This window comes from Trinickia sp., from assembly GCF_051961175.1.
In the GTDB taxonomy this organism is placed as follows: Bacteria; Pseudomonadota; Gammaproteobacteria; order Burkholderiales; family Burkholderiaceae; genus Trinickia.
Map to the genome: position 1 here is coordinate 1 of NZ_JBQCDN010000261.1, position 19,708 is coordinate 19,708.

The 19,708-nt window shown below is 62.7% G+C and carries 9 protein-coding genes; 3 read left to right on the top strand and 6 right to left on the bottom strand.

Features of this window, described 5'->3' with window-relative positions:
• Together ACTHL0_RS15690 and galU are read left to right on the top strand one after the other, a co-directional pair.
• Positions 1 to 2,625 (top strand): valine--tRNA ligase (locus ACTHL0_RS15690; protein WP_440567732.1); only part of this gene is annotated, 2,625 nt, incomplete at its 5' end.
• A gap of 52 nt (positions 2,626 to 2,677) precedes the next feature.
• Entirely contained in the window at positions 2,678 to 3,559 is an 882-nt protein-coding gene (galU, locus tag ACTHL0_RS15695; RefSeq protein ID WP_440567733.1) for a UTP--glucose-1-phosphate uridylyltransferase GalU, read from the top strand.
• A gap of 115 nt (positions 3,560 to 3,674) precedes the next feature.
• Here galU and bcsZ read toward each other — a convergent pair whose 3' ends face one another.
• The 5 genes from bcsZ to ACTHL0_RS15720 form a co-directional block, all read right to left on the bottom strand.
• Positions 3,675 to 4,814: a cellulose synthase complex periplasmic endoglucanase BcsZ gene (gene bcsZ / locus ACTHL0_RS15700; RefSeq protein ID WP_440567740.1), complete on the bottom strand. Its 1,140-nt coding sequence runs from the start codon at positions 4,812 to 4,814 to the stop codon at positions 3,675 to 3,677.
• Between the two features lie 67 nt (positions 4,815 to 4,881).
• Positions 4,882 to 7,737 (bottom strand): cellulose synthase subunit BcsC-related outer membrane protein, encoded by a 2,856-nt coding sequence (locus tag ACTHL0_RS15705; RefSeq protein ID WP_440567734.1) that lies wholly within the window; start codon positions 7,735 to 7,737, stop codon positions 4,882 to 4,884.
• Positions 7,721 to 10,054, bottom strand: coding sequence for a cellulose biosynthesis cyclic di-GMP-binding regulatory protein BcsB (locus ACTHL0_RS15710; RefSeq protein ID WP_440567735.1), 2,334 nt, complete (start codon positions 10,052 to 10,054; stop codon positions 7,721 to 7,723). The genes ACTHL0_RS15705 and ACTHL0_RS15710 overlap by 17 nt, the downstream gene beginning before the upstream one ends.
• A complete protein-coding gene (gene bcsA / locus ACTHL0_RS15715) occupies positions 10,054 to 12,357 on the bottom strand; it encodes a UDP-forming cellulose synthase catalytic subunit (protein ID WP_440567736.1) in 2,304 nt (767 codons plus the stop codon). The genes ACTHL0_RS15710 and bcsA overlap by 1 nt, the downstream gene beginning before the upstream one ends.
• Before the next feature lie 164 nt (positions 12,358 to 12,521).
• Complete coding sequence (locus ACTHL0_RS15720; RefSeq protein WP_440567737.1) at positions 12,522 to 13,145, bottom strand: hypothetical protein; 624 nt, start codon at positions 13,143 to 13,145, stop codon at positions 12,522 to 12,524.
• A gap of 294 nt (positions 13,146 to 13,439) precedes the next feature.
• Between ACTHL0_RS15720 and ACTHL0_RS15725 the strand changes: the two genes are divergently transcribed.
• Positions 13,440 to 19,016, top strand: coding sequence for a trifunctional serine/threonine-protein kinase/ATP-binding protein/sensor histidine kinase (locus ACTHL0_RS15725; protein WP_440567738.1), 5,577 nt, complete (start codon positions 13,440 to 13,442; stop codon positions 19,014 to 19,016).
• Positions 19,017 to 19,224: 208 nt separating this feature from the next.
• Here the strand turns inward: ACTHL0_RS15725 and ACTHL0_RS15730 are convergent.
• On the bottom strand, positions 19,225 to 19,708 hold a 484-nt coding region (locus tag ACTHL0_RS15730; RefSeq protein ID WP_440567739.1), incomplete at its 5' end, for a hypothetical protein.

The following is a 19,708-nucleotide window of genomic DNA, read 5'->3' on the forward strand; positions in this document are numbered from 1 at the left end:
CCCGGCACCGATCACGCGGGCATCGCCACGCAGATCGTCGTGGAACGCCAGCTCGATCAGCAAGGCATCTCGCGCCATGACCTGGGCCGCGAAACATTCGTCGAGCGCGTGTGGGAGTGGAAGGAAAAATCGGGTTCGACGATCACGAATCAGGTCCGGCGCCTCGGCGCATCGATCGACTGGTCGCGCGAATACTTCACGATGGACGAGAAAATGTCGACCGTCGTCAGCGAAGTGTTCGTCCGCCTCTATGAACAAGGCTTGATCTACCGCGGCAAACGGCTCGTCAACTGGGATCCTGTCTTGATGACGGCCGTTTCCGATCTGGAAGTCGCGAGCGAAGAAGAAAGCGGCCACCTCTGGCACATCCGTTATCCGCTGGCCGACGGCAGCGGCCATCTGACGGTCGCCACGACGCGTCCCGAAACGATGCTCGGCGACGTCGCCGTCATGGTTCACCCCGAAGACGAACGCTACGCGCACCTGATCGGCAAGAGCGTGAAGCTGCCGCTGTGCGACCGCGAAATTCCTATCATCGCCGACGACTACGTGGATCGTGAGTTCGGTACCGGTGTCGTGAAGGTCACGCCGGCGCACGATTTCAACGATTACCAGGTCGGTCAGCGTCACGGCCTGCCGCAAATCGAAATCCTCACGCTCGAAGCGAAGATCAACGACAACGCGCCGGCCGCCTATCGCGGCCTCGATCGCTTCGAGGCGCGCAGGCAAATCGTCGCCGATCTCGATGCGCAGGGGCTGCTGGAATCGGTCAAGGACCACAAGCTCATGGTGCCGCGCGGCGACCGCACGAACGTCGTGCTCGAGCCGCTGCTCACCGATCAATGGTTCGTCGCGATGAGCAAGCCGGCACCGGAAGGCACGTTCCATCCGGGCAAATCGATCGCAGAAGTCGCGCTCGATGTCGTGCGCACGGGCGAGATTCAATTCGTCCCCGAGAACTGGACCACCACCTATAACCAGTGGCTCGAAAACATCCAGGACTGGTGCATTTCGCGGCAACTCTGGTGGGGCCATCAGATCCCCGCCTGGTATGGCGAGAGCGGCGAAATCTTCGTTGCGCGCACGGAAGCGCAAGCGCGCGAACAGGCGCAGGCGCGGGGCTATACGGGTGCGCTCAAGCGCGACGACGACGTGCTCGACACGTGGTTCTCGTCCGCGCTCGTGCCGTTCTCTTCGCTCGGCTGGCCGAACGAAACGAAGGAGTTGGCAGCATTTCTTCCCTCCTCGGTGCTGGTGACGGGCTTCGACATCATCTTCTTCTGGGTCGCCCGGATGATCATGATGACGACGCACTTCACGGGCAAGGTGCCGTTCAAGACCGTCTACGTGCACGGGCTCGTGCGTGACCACGAAGGCCAGAAGATGTCGAAGAGCAAGGGTAATACGCTCGACCCGATCGATATCGTCGACGGCATCGATCTGGAAACGCTTGTGGGCAAGCGCACGACGGGCCTCATGAACCCGAAGCAAGCCGCCTCGATCGAAAAGAAAACCCGCAAGGAATTCCCGGACGGGATTCCCGCCTTCGGCACCGATGCATTGCGTTTCACGATGGCATCGATGGCCACGCTGGGCCGCAACGTCAACTTCGATCTCGCGCGTTGCGAGGGCTATCGCAACTTCTGCAACAAGCTGTGGAACGCCACGCGCTTCGTGCTGATGAACTGCGAGGGCCACGATTGCGGCTTCTCGAAGCCCGGCGCCTGCGCACCTGGCGATTGCGGCCCGGGCGGCTACACGGATTTTTCGCAGGCTGACCGCTGGATCGTCTCGCTGTTGCAGCGCGTGGAGAGCGAAGTCGAAAAGGGCTTTGCCGATTACCGCTTCGACAACGTCGCGAACGCGATCTACAAGTTCGTCTGGGACGAGTACTGCGACTGGTACCTCGAACTCGCGAAAGTTCAGATCCAGAACGGCACGCCCGAGCAGCAGCGCGCGACGCGCCGCACGCTGTTGCGTGTGCTCGAAACGGTGCTGCGGCTCGCCCACCCGATCATTCCGTTCATCACCGAGGCCCTCTGGCAAAAGGTGGCGCCATTGACCGATGCCTACCCGCAGGGCGCCGCGAGCGGCGAGGCCTCGATCATGGTGCAACCTTACCCGCGCACCGAGACGAAAAAAATCGACGAAAATGCCGAGCGCTGGGCAACGGGCCTGAAAGCGGCGATCGATTGTTGCAGAAACTTACGCGGCGAAATGAACCTATCGCCCGCAACGAAGGTCCCTCTGCTTGTGCACGGCGATGCAGGTCAATGGCAGACGTTCGCACCTTACGCACAAGCGCTGGCGCGTTTGTCCGAAGTACGCATCCTGGCCGATGAGGCCGCGCTCGACGCGCAGTCTCAAGGCGCACCGGTCTCGATCGTCGACGGCGACAAGCTCGCTCTGCTGGTTGAGATCGACGTGGCAGCCGAGCGCGAGCGGCTTGGCAAAGAAATTGCTCGGCTCAACGCCGAGATCGCCAAGTGCTCGGCGAAGCTCGGAAACGAAGCTTTTGTCGCAAAAGCCCCGGCTTCTGTCGTGGAGCAAGAGCAGAAAAGGCTGTCACAATATCGGGACACCATTGCGAAGCTCAGCGCGCAACTCGCGCGTCTGCCGGCTTGACCGTTCGCATCGATTGGGCACGTGGTCCCACTAGTACAACCAGGGTAATGCCATGCTAAAAGTCACCAAGGCCGTCTTTCCCGTTGCGGGGCTCGGCACGCGTTTTCTTCCTGCCACGAAGGCCAGCCCGAAGGAAATGCTGCCGATCGTCGACAAGCCGCTGATTCAGTACGCCGTCGAAGAAGCGATGGCCGCCGGCATCACCGAGATGATCTTCGTGACGGGCCGCAGCAAGCGCGCGATTGAAGATCATTTCGACAAGTCGTATGAAATCGAAGCCGAGCTCGAGGCCCGCGGTAAGGAAAAGCTGCTCGAACTCGTGCGCAGCATCAAGCCGAGCCATGTCGATTGCTTCTATGTGCGGCAGCCCGAAGCGCTCGGTCTGGGTCATGCGGTGCTGTGCGCCGAGAAGCTCGTTGGCGACAACCCGTTCGCCGTCATCCTCGCGGACGACTTGCTCTATGCCGAGCCGCCCGTCATGAAGCAGATGATCGATGTCTTCGATCACTATCACAGCTCGGTGATCGGGGTGGAAGAGATTCCGCCGCAAGACACGCGTTCGTACGGGATTGTCGACGGCAAGGAATGGGAAGACGCCATCATCAAGATGTCGGGCATCGTGGAGAAGCCGGCGCCTGAGGTTGCGCCGTCGAATCTGGGTGTGGTGGGCCGTTACGTTTTGAAGCCGCGGATCTTCGATCACTTGCGCGCGCTCAAGCCCGGTGCGGGCGGCGAGATTCAACTTACCGACGGTATTCAATCGCTGCTCGGCGATGAGCAGGTTCTTGCGTACAAGTACCACGGCACGCGCTTCGATTGCGGCAGCAAGCTCGGGTATCTGAAGGCCACGGTCGAGTTCGCGCTGCGTCACCCCGAAGTGGCCGAGGATTTCGAGCATTATTTGCGGACGCGTTCGCCGGTGATGGATAGCTGAGCGGGCGTCTACCGGAGCCGGTGAAATCGGCATGGGGGCGGAGCCGATAGGCTTCGCCCCCGCTCGTCATTTGGCGAAGGATGACTGGAGGCGCGCCGTGCCCGTCGCCAAACGTTCAGTCTGCCCTCCAGCTGGGCATCAGACGCCCGCGTTCATCGAAGCGGTAACGATGTTCCGCCCAACCCACGCCAAACAGCAGCAGCACCCGGTCGTAGTAGGCTAGCGGCTGCGTCGCATCGTTGCCGGCAGCCTCCCTTGCAGCCATTCGACGCGCCTGTGCGGCAGCGCCGGCTTCGTCGCCGAGTGCGCTCAAGTACGGCACCAAGGCCGCCGAAAAGCCCATCGGCCCGGTACCGGCCAACTCGCCCGTTTGCGTCGCGACGCGTTCGGGCGGAAGGCCGGCCGCATCGACAACCCGGCGCATCCCGCCTAGCGCGGTGAGCAGCGGCTTCGCGAGCGGATCACGCGGCGACGTCATCCCCGCCCACAGATAGATGCGAATCGCATCGTAGCTGCCGACGTCGCCCTTCGTGGGGTCGACGCCTACCCCACCCTGCGCCCGCCATGCGAGCCAGTCGGGCGGGAAGCCATGCGGGGACGCAGCCGCCGCGAGCCGAACCGTGCCTGCCGCGATGGCCGACCACGGACCGCCGCTATCTGCGCTCTCGAACCGTCGCAGCAGCGGCAACGGCATGTAACTCAAATTCAACCGCCACGTTCCATTGCCTGTGGCAAAGCCGTGCGGGCCCGGCAACAGCATCGGGCCCAGGCCCGGCAGATCCGCGGTCTCGGCACTGCGGATGTGTCCAAGCACCGAGCGCGCCGTATTCGTGTACTGCGGCGCCTGCCAGAGCCGCCCCGCTTCGAAAAGCGTGTAAGCGATCCACGCATCGGAATCGGCCGCCGAATTCGCGTCGATCACGCCGTAACTGCCGTCGGGTTTGCGGCCCCACTGCCAGGCAGGCAGCTGTGCGTCGAGTTTGCCCGCACATAGATTGTCGGCCGTCCATTTGAGGACGGTATCGAACGTCTTGCGGTCGTTTGCCACCAGCGCAAAGAACAGCGCGTAGGACTGGCCCTCCGACGTGCTCTGGTAAATCGACGTGGTGTGATCGATGACACGGCCATCGGCCTGAAGCTGCGTCTTCACGAACGCGTCCCACGCGGGCCACCCCGTTTGCGCGACAGCCAGTGAAGCCGTGCACGCGAGACACGAGGCGACGCCGGCAAGGCGCGTGAACCGCAGGCTCGGCATGCGTCGTGGCCGAACAGCAAACCGATGCAGCGCCGCCATCATGAAACGCGGAACGGGAAAAAAACGATTAGTCGTGATCGTCATCGAGTCGCAGATAAAAGTCGCGCGGGCTGCGGGCGACGTCCCGGCTGAAGACCGCCGCCCGCGGCGACAGGAAATAACGCAGGAACGCCAGCGCGGCGAACTGTTTATCGCGCCCCGGCGTCACGTTCGCATCGCCGAGCACGCCTGCTTGCCACCGCGATGACAGACGGAACGTAGCCGCAAGCCGCAGATGGGCGTACGGCCCCTGAGCGTGACTGCCGCCACAGGTAAGGCTGGCGGCTTTGGTGAAGTCTGTCTGCGCGGCGGCCGCATCGTTGCTTCCTACCTCCGCCTGGAACAGATTCCTCAGGCCGTCCGGAAGCGAGTTCGGAAAGCACGGCACGCTGCTCTGGTGCGACACGTTCCATCCCGTTTCGACATTGCCCTGCCACTGCCAACGCCGCCCTTCCTGCGACAGCCATTGCAGCGCAACGCCCCCGCTCAGCGACGACTGCGGACTATAGTAGCCGCCTTGCCCCCACGTATAAAAGTTCTCGTTGCGAACGTACCCGAGGTAGTGGAATGCCGGGCCGACGCTGAAATAGTCGAAATGCTGCAATTTCAGATCGTAAGCGGCCGAAACGTCACCCGAGCCGCCGAAGTTGCGCATGACGTTCATCCCCGTCAGCCATTGCAGTTGCGTACTCGCGCTGACGTTCCAGCGCGGCGCGACCTGCCAGCGGGAATGTGTTCCGATTTCCGTGCGCTGCACCGCGCCCCAGGATGAGCCGTCGGGTAGCCGCATGCCTCGCCACGACAAGAGCGAATCGCGCACCGGTTCACCCGTACCGAAAAAGGCCGACCAGGCGCCCCATCCCGCCTGCTGTCCGATGGCTGCGCGAAAACCGGGCGTCAGCCCGCCCGGACCGCCTTGCACCGCACCGCCGGCAAGTTCGACGTTCAGCCGCTGGTCGGCACCAAAACGCACCGTATCGGAGATCATGGCCTGTAACTCGTCTGCCCGCACCGTGCCGCCGAGCGTCTTGGTATGCAAAGCGGCGCTCAGTCTGCCGAGATCGACGTTGGCCGCAGCGAGTTTGCCGTTGTCGAACGCCGACTGGAGCCCCGGCACCGTCTCGTCGAGCGAAGCGCTTCCCGCATCGAGAAAGAGCGTCCGGTACCGAAGCTCAAACTGGCGTGTGCCGTCGATCCATTCGCCGCGCACCGTGGGCGCAAGCACATTGAGCCGGCCTTGTGCGGCAGCACCGACGTGATCGCCCCAGGCGAGGCCCGACGAGATCGACGGTGCACCGATGCCGGTCAGATCGGCAGGCACGCGGCGCAGCACGCGTTGCGCGTCGACAGGGCCGTCGAGCGCCGCCCGCAATGCCGCCCCCGATTCGACGAACTGTTTGCTGTAGAAGTCGCGCTCGGCTTCGAGCGCCGCAACGTAGTTGCGAAGCGGTCCCGCATCGTCGGCAGCCGGGCGCGCGGGCGCACCCGATGCCTGCATCGCGAGGGCAAACCCTTCGGCGCTGTCCTCGTCGCGCTGGCGTGCGTACCGGGCAGAGAAATGCGAGGCGGCTTCCCGATACCGCCCGAGCGCATAGAGCGCCCAACCTCGCGGCAGCTCGGTATCGGATTGCCGCGCGCCTTCGCGTTCCGCCGTATCGAGCAGTCCGAGGCTTTGCGCGTAATGGCCTTGACGATAGGCTTCGTCTGCCTGTGCCAGCGCGATACGTGCCCGGCCTTCGCGCGCACGAGGATCGTTGCGCAGCGCCGCCCCGGCGAGTAACACGCTCGCCTCGTCGTAGGCATGTTGCTCGATGCGGACATCGGCGAGGCCGAGCGCAGCGTCGGTTGCATCGCGATCGAAGGCCAGTGCGGTTTCAAACCAATCGCCTGCCACGTCGGTCCTGCGATGCGCAAGCGAGATCCACCCCGCGAGCGTCGCCGTGCCGGCATCGTGCCGGGCGCGGATCGAAGGGGCAAGTGCAGCCAGTTGCCGTGCCGCTTCTTCGCTATCGGCCGGCGCGGCAGCCAGTTGCGTGACGGCACGTTCGTAGCGCAGCCGCTCGAATGCAGCCTCGCTTTCGGCGTCGCGCTTACCTTCAGCCGCTTCGAGCGCAATCAGCGCGTCTGCTTCTTGCTGCGGCAGTTCGTGCTCGGCATGGTAGAGCGTCGCCATGCGATTGCGCGCGGGCGTGCAAGCGGGCACGACCGACCGGTAGAGCGACACGACTTCGCCTGTTCGCCCCGCAGCCGCCAGCACTTCGCCAGCGCGCCAGACACGATCGATGTGCGCACAGCCGAACGCGTCGGGTGCTTGGGTAAGCAGGCGCGCGACCGCCGCCGCATCACCGCCGGCGAGCACCTGTGCCACCTGCGCGTCGCGACTGCGTCGCGCAAAGTCGGCCGCGAGTGCCGGCGCCGGCTGCCAGCTCGGGAACCGGCGCTGCAACGCGACGAGCGCCTGTCGGTAGTCCTCGAGCCGGTTGGCCTGCAACAGCTGCCACAGCGGCCGGTCGTCCGGTGCGGATGTCGTATCGGCCGTCGTCGACGTTGCCACGGCGCTCGCCTGTAGCGGTGCCGGCGTAGCGGCGATTGAAGCCGCCGAGCCCGATACCGGCGCGGGCGCGACCTCGCCCTCCGCAGCCAGATTGCGCTGCGGCGCCTGCGTCACGCGTGCGCGACCGGGCGCGGCGCTGCGGCTTGCGAGGTCGCGCTGCCCTTCGTGCACGACGGACTGACCCGTCAGCGTCTCTTGCTCCGCCGCCGCGCGTGGTGCTCGCGTGACGTCCGCCAGATTGGCCTGCCCGGCCAACGCACCGACCGGCAATGCGAGCAGGAGCGGTGCGAGCGCCGCATGCGGCGCGCGCACCTTACTTGCCCGCTTCACGATGCCGCTTCAGATACTGTCGCCGCAGCAGCAGCGTGGTCGTCGCCGCAAGTGCTGCGAGGAGCGCGACCAGTGCGGCGTAGCCGAACCATGGATGGTTCGAAACCAGGAAACCCAGGTGATCCCAGACGCCGGTGCGGCCAAACTCGAACGTCGAACCGACGCGTGCCGTCCACCACTGCCCACGGCTCACGTCGAGCAGCGAGACGTCGCCGTCCAGGCCACTCCATAATCCGGGTTCGACGAGCCGGCCAACGCCCTGTGCGAGGTCCGACGCGCTAGCCGCGGTGAACAGTGTCATCGCACGCCCCGACGTATCCCGGTATTGCATGACGAGCAGTTGCCCCGCGAGCGGCAGCGCTCCTCGCACCACCACCTCGCCCGAGCCCGTGGCTTGCGGCGCTGCCTCAGCCCGGCCGCCCAAACCCCAGGGCAGCCAGCTTACGGTCCGTGCTTCGCCCGGCACGATGGAATCGGCAACGCGTTCACTGTGCCCCGGCTGCCACGGCGCGCCCTCGAGCGCCTGCGGCGGGAGCGTTGGGGCAGCGCCGACGAGAATCGCCTGACGCGCGGGCGCCGCTGCGCCGAACGTGATTTGCGCGCGCGAAAGCGGCTCGCCGGACGCTTGCGCCAGTTTTCCGGTGAGGGCCCAGGCGGCGGCAATCGTCTCGTTGTCGCGTCCGGCGACAGTCAGCGCCAGATCGCCGCCGTCAGGATGCGCGGTGTAGGGAAAGCCGCTCTCGGCGAAACGCGCGAGATCCGGCAGCGTCGTGAAATGCGAAGCAGGTGGCAGTTTGATCGTCGAGTCCTCGAAGATCGTGAGCCGCAGGTTTTCGCTCTGCAGCACCGTGCAGCGGTCGGAGACGGAAGGCACGAGCACCGGGCGCAGCGAAAGCGTGTTCTCGCCGGCGCGGAAGCTACGCAGCGGGATGCTCACGCGATAGTGCCGGATCACCCCACCCTCGCTGTGATCGAGCGCAATCACCTGCTCGAAGCGATCGTTGAGATACAGGTTGAGCACCGAATCGCCGCGCATCTTCGCGCCCGCCGTGAAGTTCAGATCAAGCGAGACTTGGGCGTCCTCAGGTGCATAGACATCGGCCGGCAACGCGATGCGCATCTCGGCTCGATCGGTCGGGCCGAGCGTGCGCGAGCGGAAATCGAGCGAGCGGAACGTACGCGGTTCCGTCCCGGCCAGCACGCGCGAAGTCGACCAGGGCGCGACCGCGGCCTCATCGAGCGCATCGGCGGCGAGTTCGCCGCGCCGCGGCAGCGGCAGTTCGCGATGCGCGAAGACTCGTGCGGCACGCTCGACTTCGGCGTCGTCGCGACCGCTTACGACCAGGACGAACCGGCGCGGATCGTCTGGCCTCGGATAAAGACCGAGGAACGCACCCGAGACGCGAGCGAGCACTTGCGGGTCCAGGTAGGGTCGCAACTGCTCGCGGGTGCCGATGACAAAGACGTCGGCACCATCGAGCTTGCCGAGTGCGAGCCCCGGCGCAACGCCGCCGCCCGCGCCGGGCTGGGCGTCCGTTACACGCGGCGGCGCGCTCAAATAGCGAAGGCGCAGCGCAATCCCTTGCGCGACGAAACCGCCCGTTGCCAACTGCGTATCGTTGACCGGATGGGCGGCATTGACGATCGCGAACGAGCGCGTCCCCCACTGCTTCGGATCAATGAGATCGTCGAGGTCGGACAGGCGAGGCGTGGTGATGGGCGCGAGCGTCGTTTGCATACGCAGCGTGGAAGCACTGGTGTCGACTTCGGTCCAGAGTTCAGGCGCGTTCGGGTCTTCGCAGTTTTCGGTCGAGTGCTGGGCAGCGACAAAGCCGAGCGTGTTGTAGCCGGGCCGCAGCAGCTCGGGTGGGATGCGGATTTCGGCCGTCGTTTCCGGCTGCTTGGACGACAACGCAAGCTGCGCGATCGTGGTGTCGTTCACCCGAACGGCCAGCTGTGAGCGATCGGACAACAGCGAAACGGAGTTGGTGACGACGAGATGCAACGTTGCGCTTTCCACGCGCTCGCGTGCCGAAAGGGGCAGGCTGATCGAAGTCGACACGCGTTGACCTGCGAGTCGCAGCGGGCCCGAGAGGTTGTCGAGTGTCGCGAGCGAAATCGCTGCGGCGCCGTTGCCCGTCGCCGGAACCTGGGCTTGGCCTGAAGACGCGGCTGAGGGCGCAGCCGGTGTGAGTGCGGCATGCGTTTGGGCGGTCGGTCGTGGTGCGGCGAGCGCACCGGAGGACCACACGGCGCAACACACCATCACCGGCGAACTCGCGCGGCACACCGCGCGCAGAAGCGAGACAACGTTCATCAATGGATTGGCTTACGTCGAAAAAGGCGCGCATAAAGACGCGCCGAGAGGAACAAGGGCACGCGCACGTGGCTCGTGATACCGGAAAAGAAGAGCCGCGAATGGACCCATGCGTGGACAGTCCCGAGCGAGGCGACCATCGCGAGACTGCGCAGGATGCCGATGCGCCGGTTTCGGCTCTCGCGGAAATCGTGCCAGCGGCTGCTGTCGCCGAAAACGAGTGCGACCTGCTCTGCACGCCCGGCTACGCTGTCGTCGCAGAACTGAGTGCCGAGGGCGAAAGCAGCGCCGGCAGCGGGCAACACATTACGAACGACGAGCGCAATGCGACACGTCCGCGCGAGCGCTGTCACGAAAACTTCGATGGTGACGATGCTGCCCGGCGCCGGCTTTGCCGCGTCGCAGGCCGGCACGACGAGCTTCATGCCGCCCGCCGACATATCGACGATTTCGCAGGCGAGTGCCGGGCGATCGTCGCCGACGTCGATCTGCGCGGCGAGACTTGCCGGCACACGCGGAACGTTGCGCCGCTGCTTGCGCTCGTTGAGCACGCCGATGCAGGCGTTCAGTTGGAGCAGGTTCAGTCCGATCCAGCAGAGCGACGACGTGACGACATCCGAATGCGGGTCGTGATTGACCAAGCGCCAGATGCCGACGATGGCGCCGACGACGATGAAGGCATAGACAATATAGAACGGCCCGGCGAGCTCCGAGATGGTGTCTTCCTCGATGCGCTCGCCCTTCGGCGTGACTTTGAAACTGGGGGCGCGCGGGTTCAGGGCGACCGAAATCACGGCACGTAGCGAGAACATCGATTGGAGCAGTTCGTAGACTTCGGAGATCAGCGTCCAGCGGTAACGTCCGAACAAAAAATCACTGGTCAGGATCGAGGCCACGAGTTGCGGCAGGCCGTACGCAAAGAACTGAGGAATCGTCGCGTTGTAGAACTGCAGGCCGAACACGAGGTACATCACGGGCGCGAACAGGAAGACGAGGCGCGCGTAGCCGAAGAACCAGAAAAACGCGTTCGAGAAGTAGCAGAGCCTTTGGGGAAATGTCAGACCTTTGAGCCGCAACGGGTTGCGCAGCAGGAAGATCTGGATCATGCCCTGGGCCCAACGTGCGCGCTGGACGATGAAGCTGGCAAAAGTTTCCGGCTGCAGGCCGGAAATGAGGGCTTCGTTCAAATAGACGCTGCGATAGCCGCGTGCGTGGAGCGCGAGGGCCGTTTCGGCATCTTCCGTGATCGACGTGCCCGACACGCCGCCGATTTCCTCGAGGCAGCGCCGGCGCAGCAGCGCAGCGGAGCCGCAAAAGAACGAGGCATTCCAGAAGTCGAGGCCCTTTTGCACGGCGGAGTAGAACATCTCGTTCTCGGGCGGCATTTTGCCGAACATGCCGAGGTTCTTTTCGAGCGGGTCGGGGTTGATGAAAAAGTGCGGCGTCTGCACGAGAAAGAGCTGGTCGTCGCGCTGGAAGAAGCCGACTGTCTTCTCGAGGAAATCGACTGTCGGTACGTGGTCGGCGTCAAGGATGGCGATGATATCGCCGTGCGTGCGCGTCAACGCCGCGTTGATGTTGCCGGCTTTCGCGTGTTCGTTGCGCGCCCGGGTCAAATAGACACCGCCGTGGCGTTGCGCAAGGTTGCGCAGCGCGGCGGCGCGTTCGCGGGCGGCGGCGGCCTTTTCCGCATCAGGCTGTGCGCATTTCTGCTCGGTGCCGCCGTCGTCGAGCAGGTAGACATTCAAGCGCTCACGCGGATAACGCATGTTCAGCGCGGCGCGCAGCGTCACTTCCAGCAACTCGGGTTCTTCGTTGTAGGTCGGGATGAATACGTCGACCCGCGGGAGTACGGCGTTGGTGCTCAGCGACACGCTCGTGCGTTCAGTCGGGCGGATGTTGACGAAAAGGCCGAGCAACGTGACGACGATGCCATAAAGTTCGGCACCGTATAGCAGCAACATGAAGACGGTATCGGCGAAGCCGTTATAGCCGAGCGTTGTCGTCGTGCGCCAGTAAAGGTAGCGCAGCGTGAGAAATGCCGAGCAGAGCAGGAAAAAAAGACGCGTACGCTCGTGTCGCGCACCGTCGAGCCTCGCCCATTGCCTTAGCACTAGCATCGCGGCAAGGACGGCAAACGCCAATTGGAACTGCGCGCGCAGATCGAGCTTGATGAAGATGAACGGTGCAAGGGCGACAATGGCCGCCGCCCAGGCAGCCAGGGGAACCCAGTTCGCCGAGGGCGGCCGCCAGCGCGCTGGCTGCGCCGCGCGTATGCGGGGAGTGGCGTCTGTCTTCAGCATCGGCTATCGTGGGGAGATCTTGTGCGCTTCATGGGCCAATTCGTGTGACGAAAATCGCAAACTGCGTCGCATGGTGAGGCCTTTGCGCGAGTCAAATGTTTGCAAAACGGCGATGGCCCAGAGACGGGGCTTCGCGTAAATCATCGACAGTGCTTACACCATCCCTACATCGGCAAGTTAGGCGCGATCTGAAGGGCGGCACCTTGTAGGGATTTTCTGAAAGTAATGTAAGACTTCCGCTCCTGGTCGCGGATCGTCTCGTCGAAACCATCGCTGGTGTATTTGAAGGCCATGCGGAGTTCGCGCTGCGTCACCCCTTCGACTAACTCTTGAGCAAAGGAATTTTCACCGCCCTTCCCTGCGCAGCATACGATCAAACGCACGGAGGTAGGTCTGGCTAGCCAAGAGTTGTTTTCCGACATCTTGGCCAGCGCGCCACTGAGGTCTCGCGCTTGCCAAAGCCTTCGTGGCGAATTTAATGCCACCGAGGTGCCGACGTTTTGAAGAATATCGATATACGCAAGGCGCTTGAAGATTCGGTCATGAATGGTATGCAGCGCGTAGGCGAGGGGACAGAGGTTTTTTTGTTTTTTAACTGCGATTTGCCGACTGAGTTTTAAAGTAGTTCGATTTATAAAGCAGATGCAAACTCCGTTGAAGCAATAGGATGCCGCGCTTCCATTCTCCTGACCAGGAACGCGGTTCGGTCCGTCTATTTCGAGAATAATCCGACGATGATCCCGGCGCAGAAAAGCTGCTACGGCTACGTATCTCGCTGCTTTTCCCACTCCCGATGATCGCCTGGTCAGCGCAATGAAAGCATTGCACCGACGCGCAAGTTGTTCCTTTCGCCCACTAGGCCACGCCTGGCGGCGCGCTTTCGTCCAACTTATTCCTTTGCGTTAGCCATCGAGCGAAGTCCCGAGTCAACTCCAGATATTCGGGCAAGTCCGCCGATTCTGGCGGCGCTCGCCTGGCGTAAACTAGCGATAAGGCTGCGTCGCGGACAGGTGGCTATCGTGGTTTGACACCTGAGGGATGCAACCTTTCGGCTCGGCAAGACAGCCCGAATTGGGGGGACAATGAGTCCGACGCAGTCTTCTTGGTTCGGTGCGCCCGGCAATGGAAACTCCAAGACGCTGTGTAACGATGGCGAACGCGTCTTTTACCGCCTATTCCGGCGACGAGCCGACGGGAAACTGACTTCTGCGCTGGCGGTACGGCCCGCCATCGAGCTTCCAACACCTGCCAGTTTGGCTCGTCTCTCGCACGAGTACGGCTTGAGAAACGAGTTGGATAGCGCATGGGCGGCGCGGCCCCTCGAACTGGTACGCGAAGACGGTCGCACGTTCCTCATGCTCGAGGACCCGGGCGGCGAACCGCTCAGCGCGCTCATCGGGGCGCCGATGGACGTAGAGCCCTTTCTGGGTATCGCCATCGGCATCGCCACCGCGCTCAGCAAAGCGCACGAGCGCGGCCTTGTCCATAAAGATCTCAAGCCAAGCAACATTCTGGTGAACTGTTCGGACGGGCGTACTCGGTTGACGGGGTTCGGAATCGCGTCGCGCGTGCCGCGCGAGCGACAAGCGCCGGAACTGCCCGAAACCATTGCCGGAACCCTGGCGTACATGGCGCCCGAACAGACTGGCCGCATGAACCGCTCGATCGACGCCCGCAGCGATCTCTACGCGTTCGGCATCACGCTGTACCAGTTGCTTACGGGCGCTCTACCATTCGCCGCAACGGATCCGATGGAGTGGGTGCACTGCCATCTGGCGAGAAAGCCCGTACCACCGAATGAGCGTTTCGCGCATGTTCCGGCGCCGGTTTCGGCCATCATCATGAAGCTCCTCGCGAAGACGGCCGAGGAGCGCTATCAGACGGCGGTCGGTGTCGAGCACGACTTACGTCGGTGCTTGACCGAATGGCGGGCGGGCGGCCGCATCGAGGACTTTCCGCTGGGCCAACAGGACATACCGGACCGGTTATTGATCCCTGAAAAGCTGTACGGACGAGCCCGCGAGGTCGAGGCGCTACTCGCCGCGTTCGATCGCGTCGCCGAGAACGGTTTGCCACAGCTCGTGCTCGTTTCCGGCTATGCGGGCATCGGCAAGTCGTCGGTCGTCAACGAGCTGCACAAGGCATTGGTGCCATCGCGCGGCCTCTTCGCCGCGGGCAAATTCGATCAATACAAGCGTGATATCCCTTATTCGACGCTTGCTCAGGCGTTTCAAGGCCTAGTGCGGCCGCTTCTCGGCATGAGCGAAGCCGAGCTTGGCGGCTGGCGCAACGCCATCGTCGAGGCACTTGGCCCAAACGGGCGGCTCATGGTTGACATTGTCCCGGAGCTCAAGCTCATCATTGGCGAGCAGCCCCCGGTTTCGGAACTTCCCTCGCAAGACGCGCAACGGCGATTCCGGCTCGTGTTTCGGCGCTTCATCGGTGTCTTCTCGCGCCCGGAACACCCGCTCGCGCTCTTTCTCGATGACTTGCAATGGCTCGACGCCGCGACACTCGATCTGCTCGAGGCACTGCTGACCCAGTCAGCTTTGCAGCACCTCATGTTGGTCGGCGCCTATCGCGATAACGAAGTGACTGCCGGGCACCCGCTCATGCGCAGGCTGGAAGCCATCGAGAGCGCGGGCGGAAGGGTGATGAAAATCACCGTTGCGCCACTTGGCGAGGCGCATCTCGGTCAGCTTGTTGCGGACTCGCTTCGCTGCGAAGCGGAGCGTGCGGCACCGCTTGCGCGATTGATTCATGCGAAAACCGGCGGCAATCCGTTTTTCGCCATTCAATTCATCTTGTCACTCGCTGATGAGGGCATGCTCGCCTTCGCGCATGATCCGCCCGGCTGGGCCTGGGATGTGGACAGAATTGACGCGAAGGGATACACCGACAACGTCGTCGACCTGATGGTCGCGAAGTTGGGCCGTCTGCCGCCTGAAACGCAAAGGGCATTACAGCAGCTGGCTTGCCTCGGCAACATTGCCGAAACCGCAACCCTCTCGATGGTTCTTGGGACTACCCACACAGAAGTTCACGCGGCGCTATGGCCGGCCGTCCATCAGGAGCTCGTCGAGCGCCTCGCGAATGATTACCGGTTCGTTCACGATCGCGTTCAGGAAGCCGCCTATTCGCTCATTCCGGAGGCGATACGCAGTGAGTTGCACCTGCGCATAGGAAGAGCGCTCGCTGAGCTCACGCCGCCCGAGAAGCAGGAGGAAGCGATTTTTGAAATCGTCAGCCAGTTGAACCGCGCCGTGAGCCTGATCAGCTCGCGTGAGGAACGCGAACGGCTCGCCGAATTCAACCTCATCGCGGGCAGGCGTGCAAAGGCCTCGACAGCCTACGTGTCTGCGCTCAAGCACTTCGTCGTCGGCTCCTCGCTCCTTAGCGACGATTGCTGGCAGTGCCAACGCAACCTCATCTTCACGCTGGAGCTCGAGCGGGCAGAATGTGAGTTCCTGACCGGTGAGCTAGCAGCCGCGGACGAGCGGTTGACGGCGCTCTCCCATCGCACGACGAATGCGCTCGAGCGCGCGAGCGTTGCATGCTTGCGCATGGATGTCTACACGACACTCGATCGCAGCGATCAAGCGATTGCCGTGGCGCTCGACTACCTGCGGCAGGTCGGAATCGATTGGTCCCCTCACCCAACGTGGGAAGAGGCGAAGCGCGAGTACGAGCAAGTATGGGTTCAGCTAGGGACCCGTACGATCGAGAGCCTCACCGAATCCCCGCTCATGCGGGACCCCGAATCGCTCGCGACTGTCGGCGTTCTAAATAACCTGGGCCCGCCCGCCATTTTTACCGACTCGAACCTTGTTTTGTTGACGGTCTGTAAAGCCGTCAATCTGAGCCTTGAACGGGGCAATTGCGATGCTTCGTGCGTGGCCTATGTCATGCTCGGCAAGATCGCCGGACCGCATTTCGGCAACTACGAGGCTGGCTTCCGCTTCGGCGAACTCGGGTATGCACTCGTCGAACGGCAGGGATTGACGCGCTTCGAAGCAAGCACCTGTTTGTGCTTTGCCAGTTTCGTCATGCGCTGGACCAGACATGTGCGTTTCACCGGAGATCTGCTGCGTCGCGCTTTTGAAGCCGCGAATAAAATCGGTGACGTGCAGCATGCAGCTTACGCGTGCAACGTCCTCAACACGGATCTTCTTTTCGCAGGCAAACCGCTTGTCGAAGTGCAGCGCGAAGCTGAACATGGCCTCGCGTTTGCGGAAGCAGCCCAATATGGGCTCGTTATCGACATCATCAAGACACAGCTCGCACTAATTCGGACACTTCGCGGTCTCACGCCGAAGTTCGGCAGCTTCGATGACGGACAGTTCGAGGAGCGACGGTTCGAGCAGCACTTATCGGGCAACCCCGCATTGGCCATTGCCGAATGCTGGTATTGGATTCGGAAACAGCAGGCTTACTACCTGGCGGGCCAGTACGCGGCTGCCATCGAGGCCGCGTCGAGAAGCGAGCGACTATTGTGGTCCACGGAAACGTTTATAGAAGAAGCCGAGTACCACTTCTACGCCGCGCTCGCTCGTGCCGCATGCTGCGGTGACGCCACCGTCGGCGAACGGCAGCAACACTTCGCGGCGCTGGCCGCTCACCATGAAAAACTTGTTGTATGGGCGCAAAACTGCCCTGAGAACTTCGAGAACCGGATGGCCCTCGTGCGCGCGGAAATGGCTCGCCTTGAAGGACGCGAGCTTGACGCTGAACGTTCTTACGAGGAAGCGATCCGCTCTGCCCGCGCGAACGACTTTCCTCACAACGAGGCGCTCGCGAGCGAGCTAGCAGCACAATTTCATGCCGCACGAGGCTTCGAGATCATGGCCCATGCGTACCTGCGCAATGCCCGGTACGGCTACCTGCGCTGGGGAGCCGAAGGCAAGGTGCGGCAGCTCGAAGAAGCCTATCCGCAACTCGGAAAGGAAGAGTCTCTTGCCGATACGACGAGTACGATTGGAACGCCAGTGGAGCGGCTCGACCTTGGAACGGTGATCAAAGTATCACAGGCCGTCGCAAGCGAGATTGTCCTCGATAAACTGCTCAACACGTTCATGCGGACGTCCATCGAACAGGCGGGCGCCGAGCGCGGATTGCTCGTTCTTTCAAAAGGCGTCGAGCCTCGAATAAAGGCGCGAGCGACGACGGATTCCGAGGCAGTCGTTGTGGAATGTTGCGACGAGCCTGTGACGGCGCAGGCGATGCCGCAAACGCTCCTGCACCAGGTCTTGCGCACAGGTGAAAGCGTCGTCATCGGCAATGCGGCCGCCGATCCCGCTTTCAGTGCGGAGCCATACATCAGCGCGCGTCGTGCACGTTCGATTCTCTGCGTGCCGTTAATTACTCAGGGCAGGCTCGTCGGCGCACTCTATCTCGAGAACAATTTAGCGCCGGGCGTCTTTGCGCCGGCCCGAATCGCGATCCTGAAGCTGCTCGCCTCTCAGGCCGCGGTCACGCTGGAGAATGCACACTTATACCGTGAGCTCGCACAACGCGAAGCGAAGATTCGGCGCCTTGTCGATGCCAACATCGTTGGCGTCTTTATATGGGACCTCCAGGGGCAGATTCTCGAGGCCAATGATGCATTCCTGCGCATCATTGGGTACGATCGCGACGATCTCATCTCCGGCCGTTTGCGTTGGACGGAACTGACACCGCCCAACTGGCTCGATGCCGACAGGCAGCGTTGGATCCCGGCACTCGAGGCAACGGGCGCTGTGCAACCGTTCGAGAAAGAGTACTTGAGGAAGGATGGTAGCCGCGTGCCCGTCTTGATCGGTGTGGCAACGTTTGAAGAAAGCCGGCACGAAGGCGTCGCGTTCGTACTTGACCTAACCGAGCGCAAGCAAGCTGAAGCGGAAGTGCGGGACAGCGAGCGGCGATACCGTGAGGTCGAGATAGCGCTTGCGCACGCGAACCGCATCACGACCATGGGCGAACTTACGGCCTCGATCACCCATGAACTCAAGCAACCGATCGGCGCAGCGGCCACCAATGCAGCCGCAGGGCTGCGTTGGCTGAGCGCACAGCCGCCGAATCTCGAGGAAGCCCGGCAGGCGTTTGCCAATATCGTCAATGATGGAGCGCGCGCGGGCGAAGTCATGAATCGCATTCGTGGCCTCGTCAAAAATGCGCCGCCATGCAGGGAGACGTTGCAAGTGAATGACGCGATTCGCGAGGTCGTCGCACTGATACGCGGCGAGGCTGATAAGAACAACGTCTGCATCGAGACACGGCTTGCGGAGGATTTGCCGTTTATTGAAGGCGACCGCGTTCAACTCCAGCAGGTCATGATGAACCTGATCATAAACGGCATCCAAGCAATGAGCGCCGTTGACGAGGGGTCGCGAGAACTACTCATCAGCACAAGCCAGCACGAACAAGCCGGCGTCGTTGTCACGGTGCGCGATTCGGGACCAGGCGTGGCATCGGAAGACGTCGAGCACCTCTTCGAGCCGTTCTTCACGACGAAGGCCAGCGGAATGGGCATGGGGCTGTCCATCTGCCGCTCGATCGTTCAAGCACACGGAGGCACATTGTCGTTGAGTGCGAGCATGCCTCGCGGCGCCGTCTTTCAGTTCAACTTACCCCTACAGATACATGGCGTGGCCGCCTCGAGCAGGGAACAGCCCGCCCGGTGAAGACTTACGGACGGCAAACGGCCCTCCCCTACTACCCTCGAAGCGCAGCCGAGGTATCGCCGAGCAAGACGTGCAATGGTAGACACGCTCGATCGTTACCTTTTCAAGAGTGGAAGCGGCGTTTGCGAGCCTCAACAGCTACAGCCACGACGCGCTGTAGCTCTTTTGATTCAGACGGGTCCTATCGCCGGCGCGCGGCAAGCAGCGATTAAAAGCGATACGTCGCTCCGATCTTCACGATCGGATAGAACCGAAAGCGGTCGACCTTGCTTTGCAACTGTTGCTCCTCGGCGTTGACATTGGCCTGCCCCGCCTCCGCCACGATCGCCGCAGGCACGTCGTAGTCAAGATGCGGACGGCCATACGCGACGCCCGCATCGAAGAACATGCCCCAACCGCGAGTCGCATGCGGCGAGTGACCGAAACCGATGCCGAGATACGGCCGCACAGCGGGATACTTAGCCTTGGCATGAATCGTCTGGCCCAACGACGAATACGTCGTGCCGTTGATCGTGTAGGTGCCCGATGCTGCGGTAGCGGTGGCGTCGATGTTGTCGCCGCCGATCAGCAATCCTGCAGTGAGACGGAACGGCACATAGTTCGGGGCCGGGAAGAAATCGGCGTAAAGGCCGCCGTGGTAAAGGTTCAGCTTCGCGTCGTAGTTGATGTTGCCGGCCGTGAAGGTATGCGAA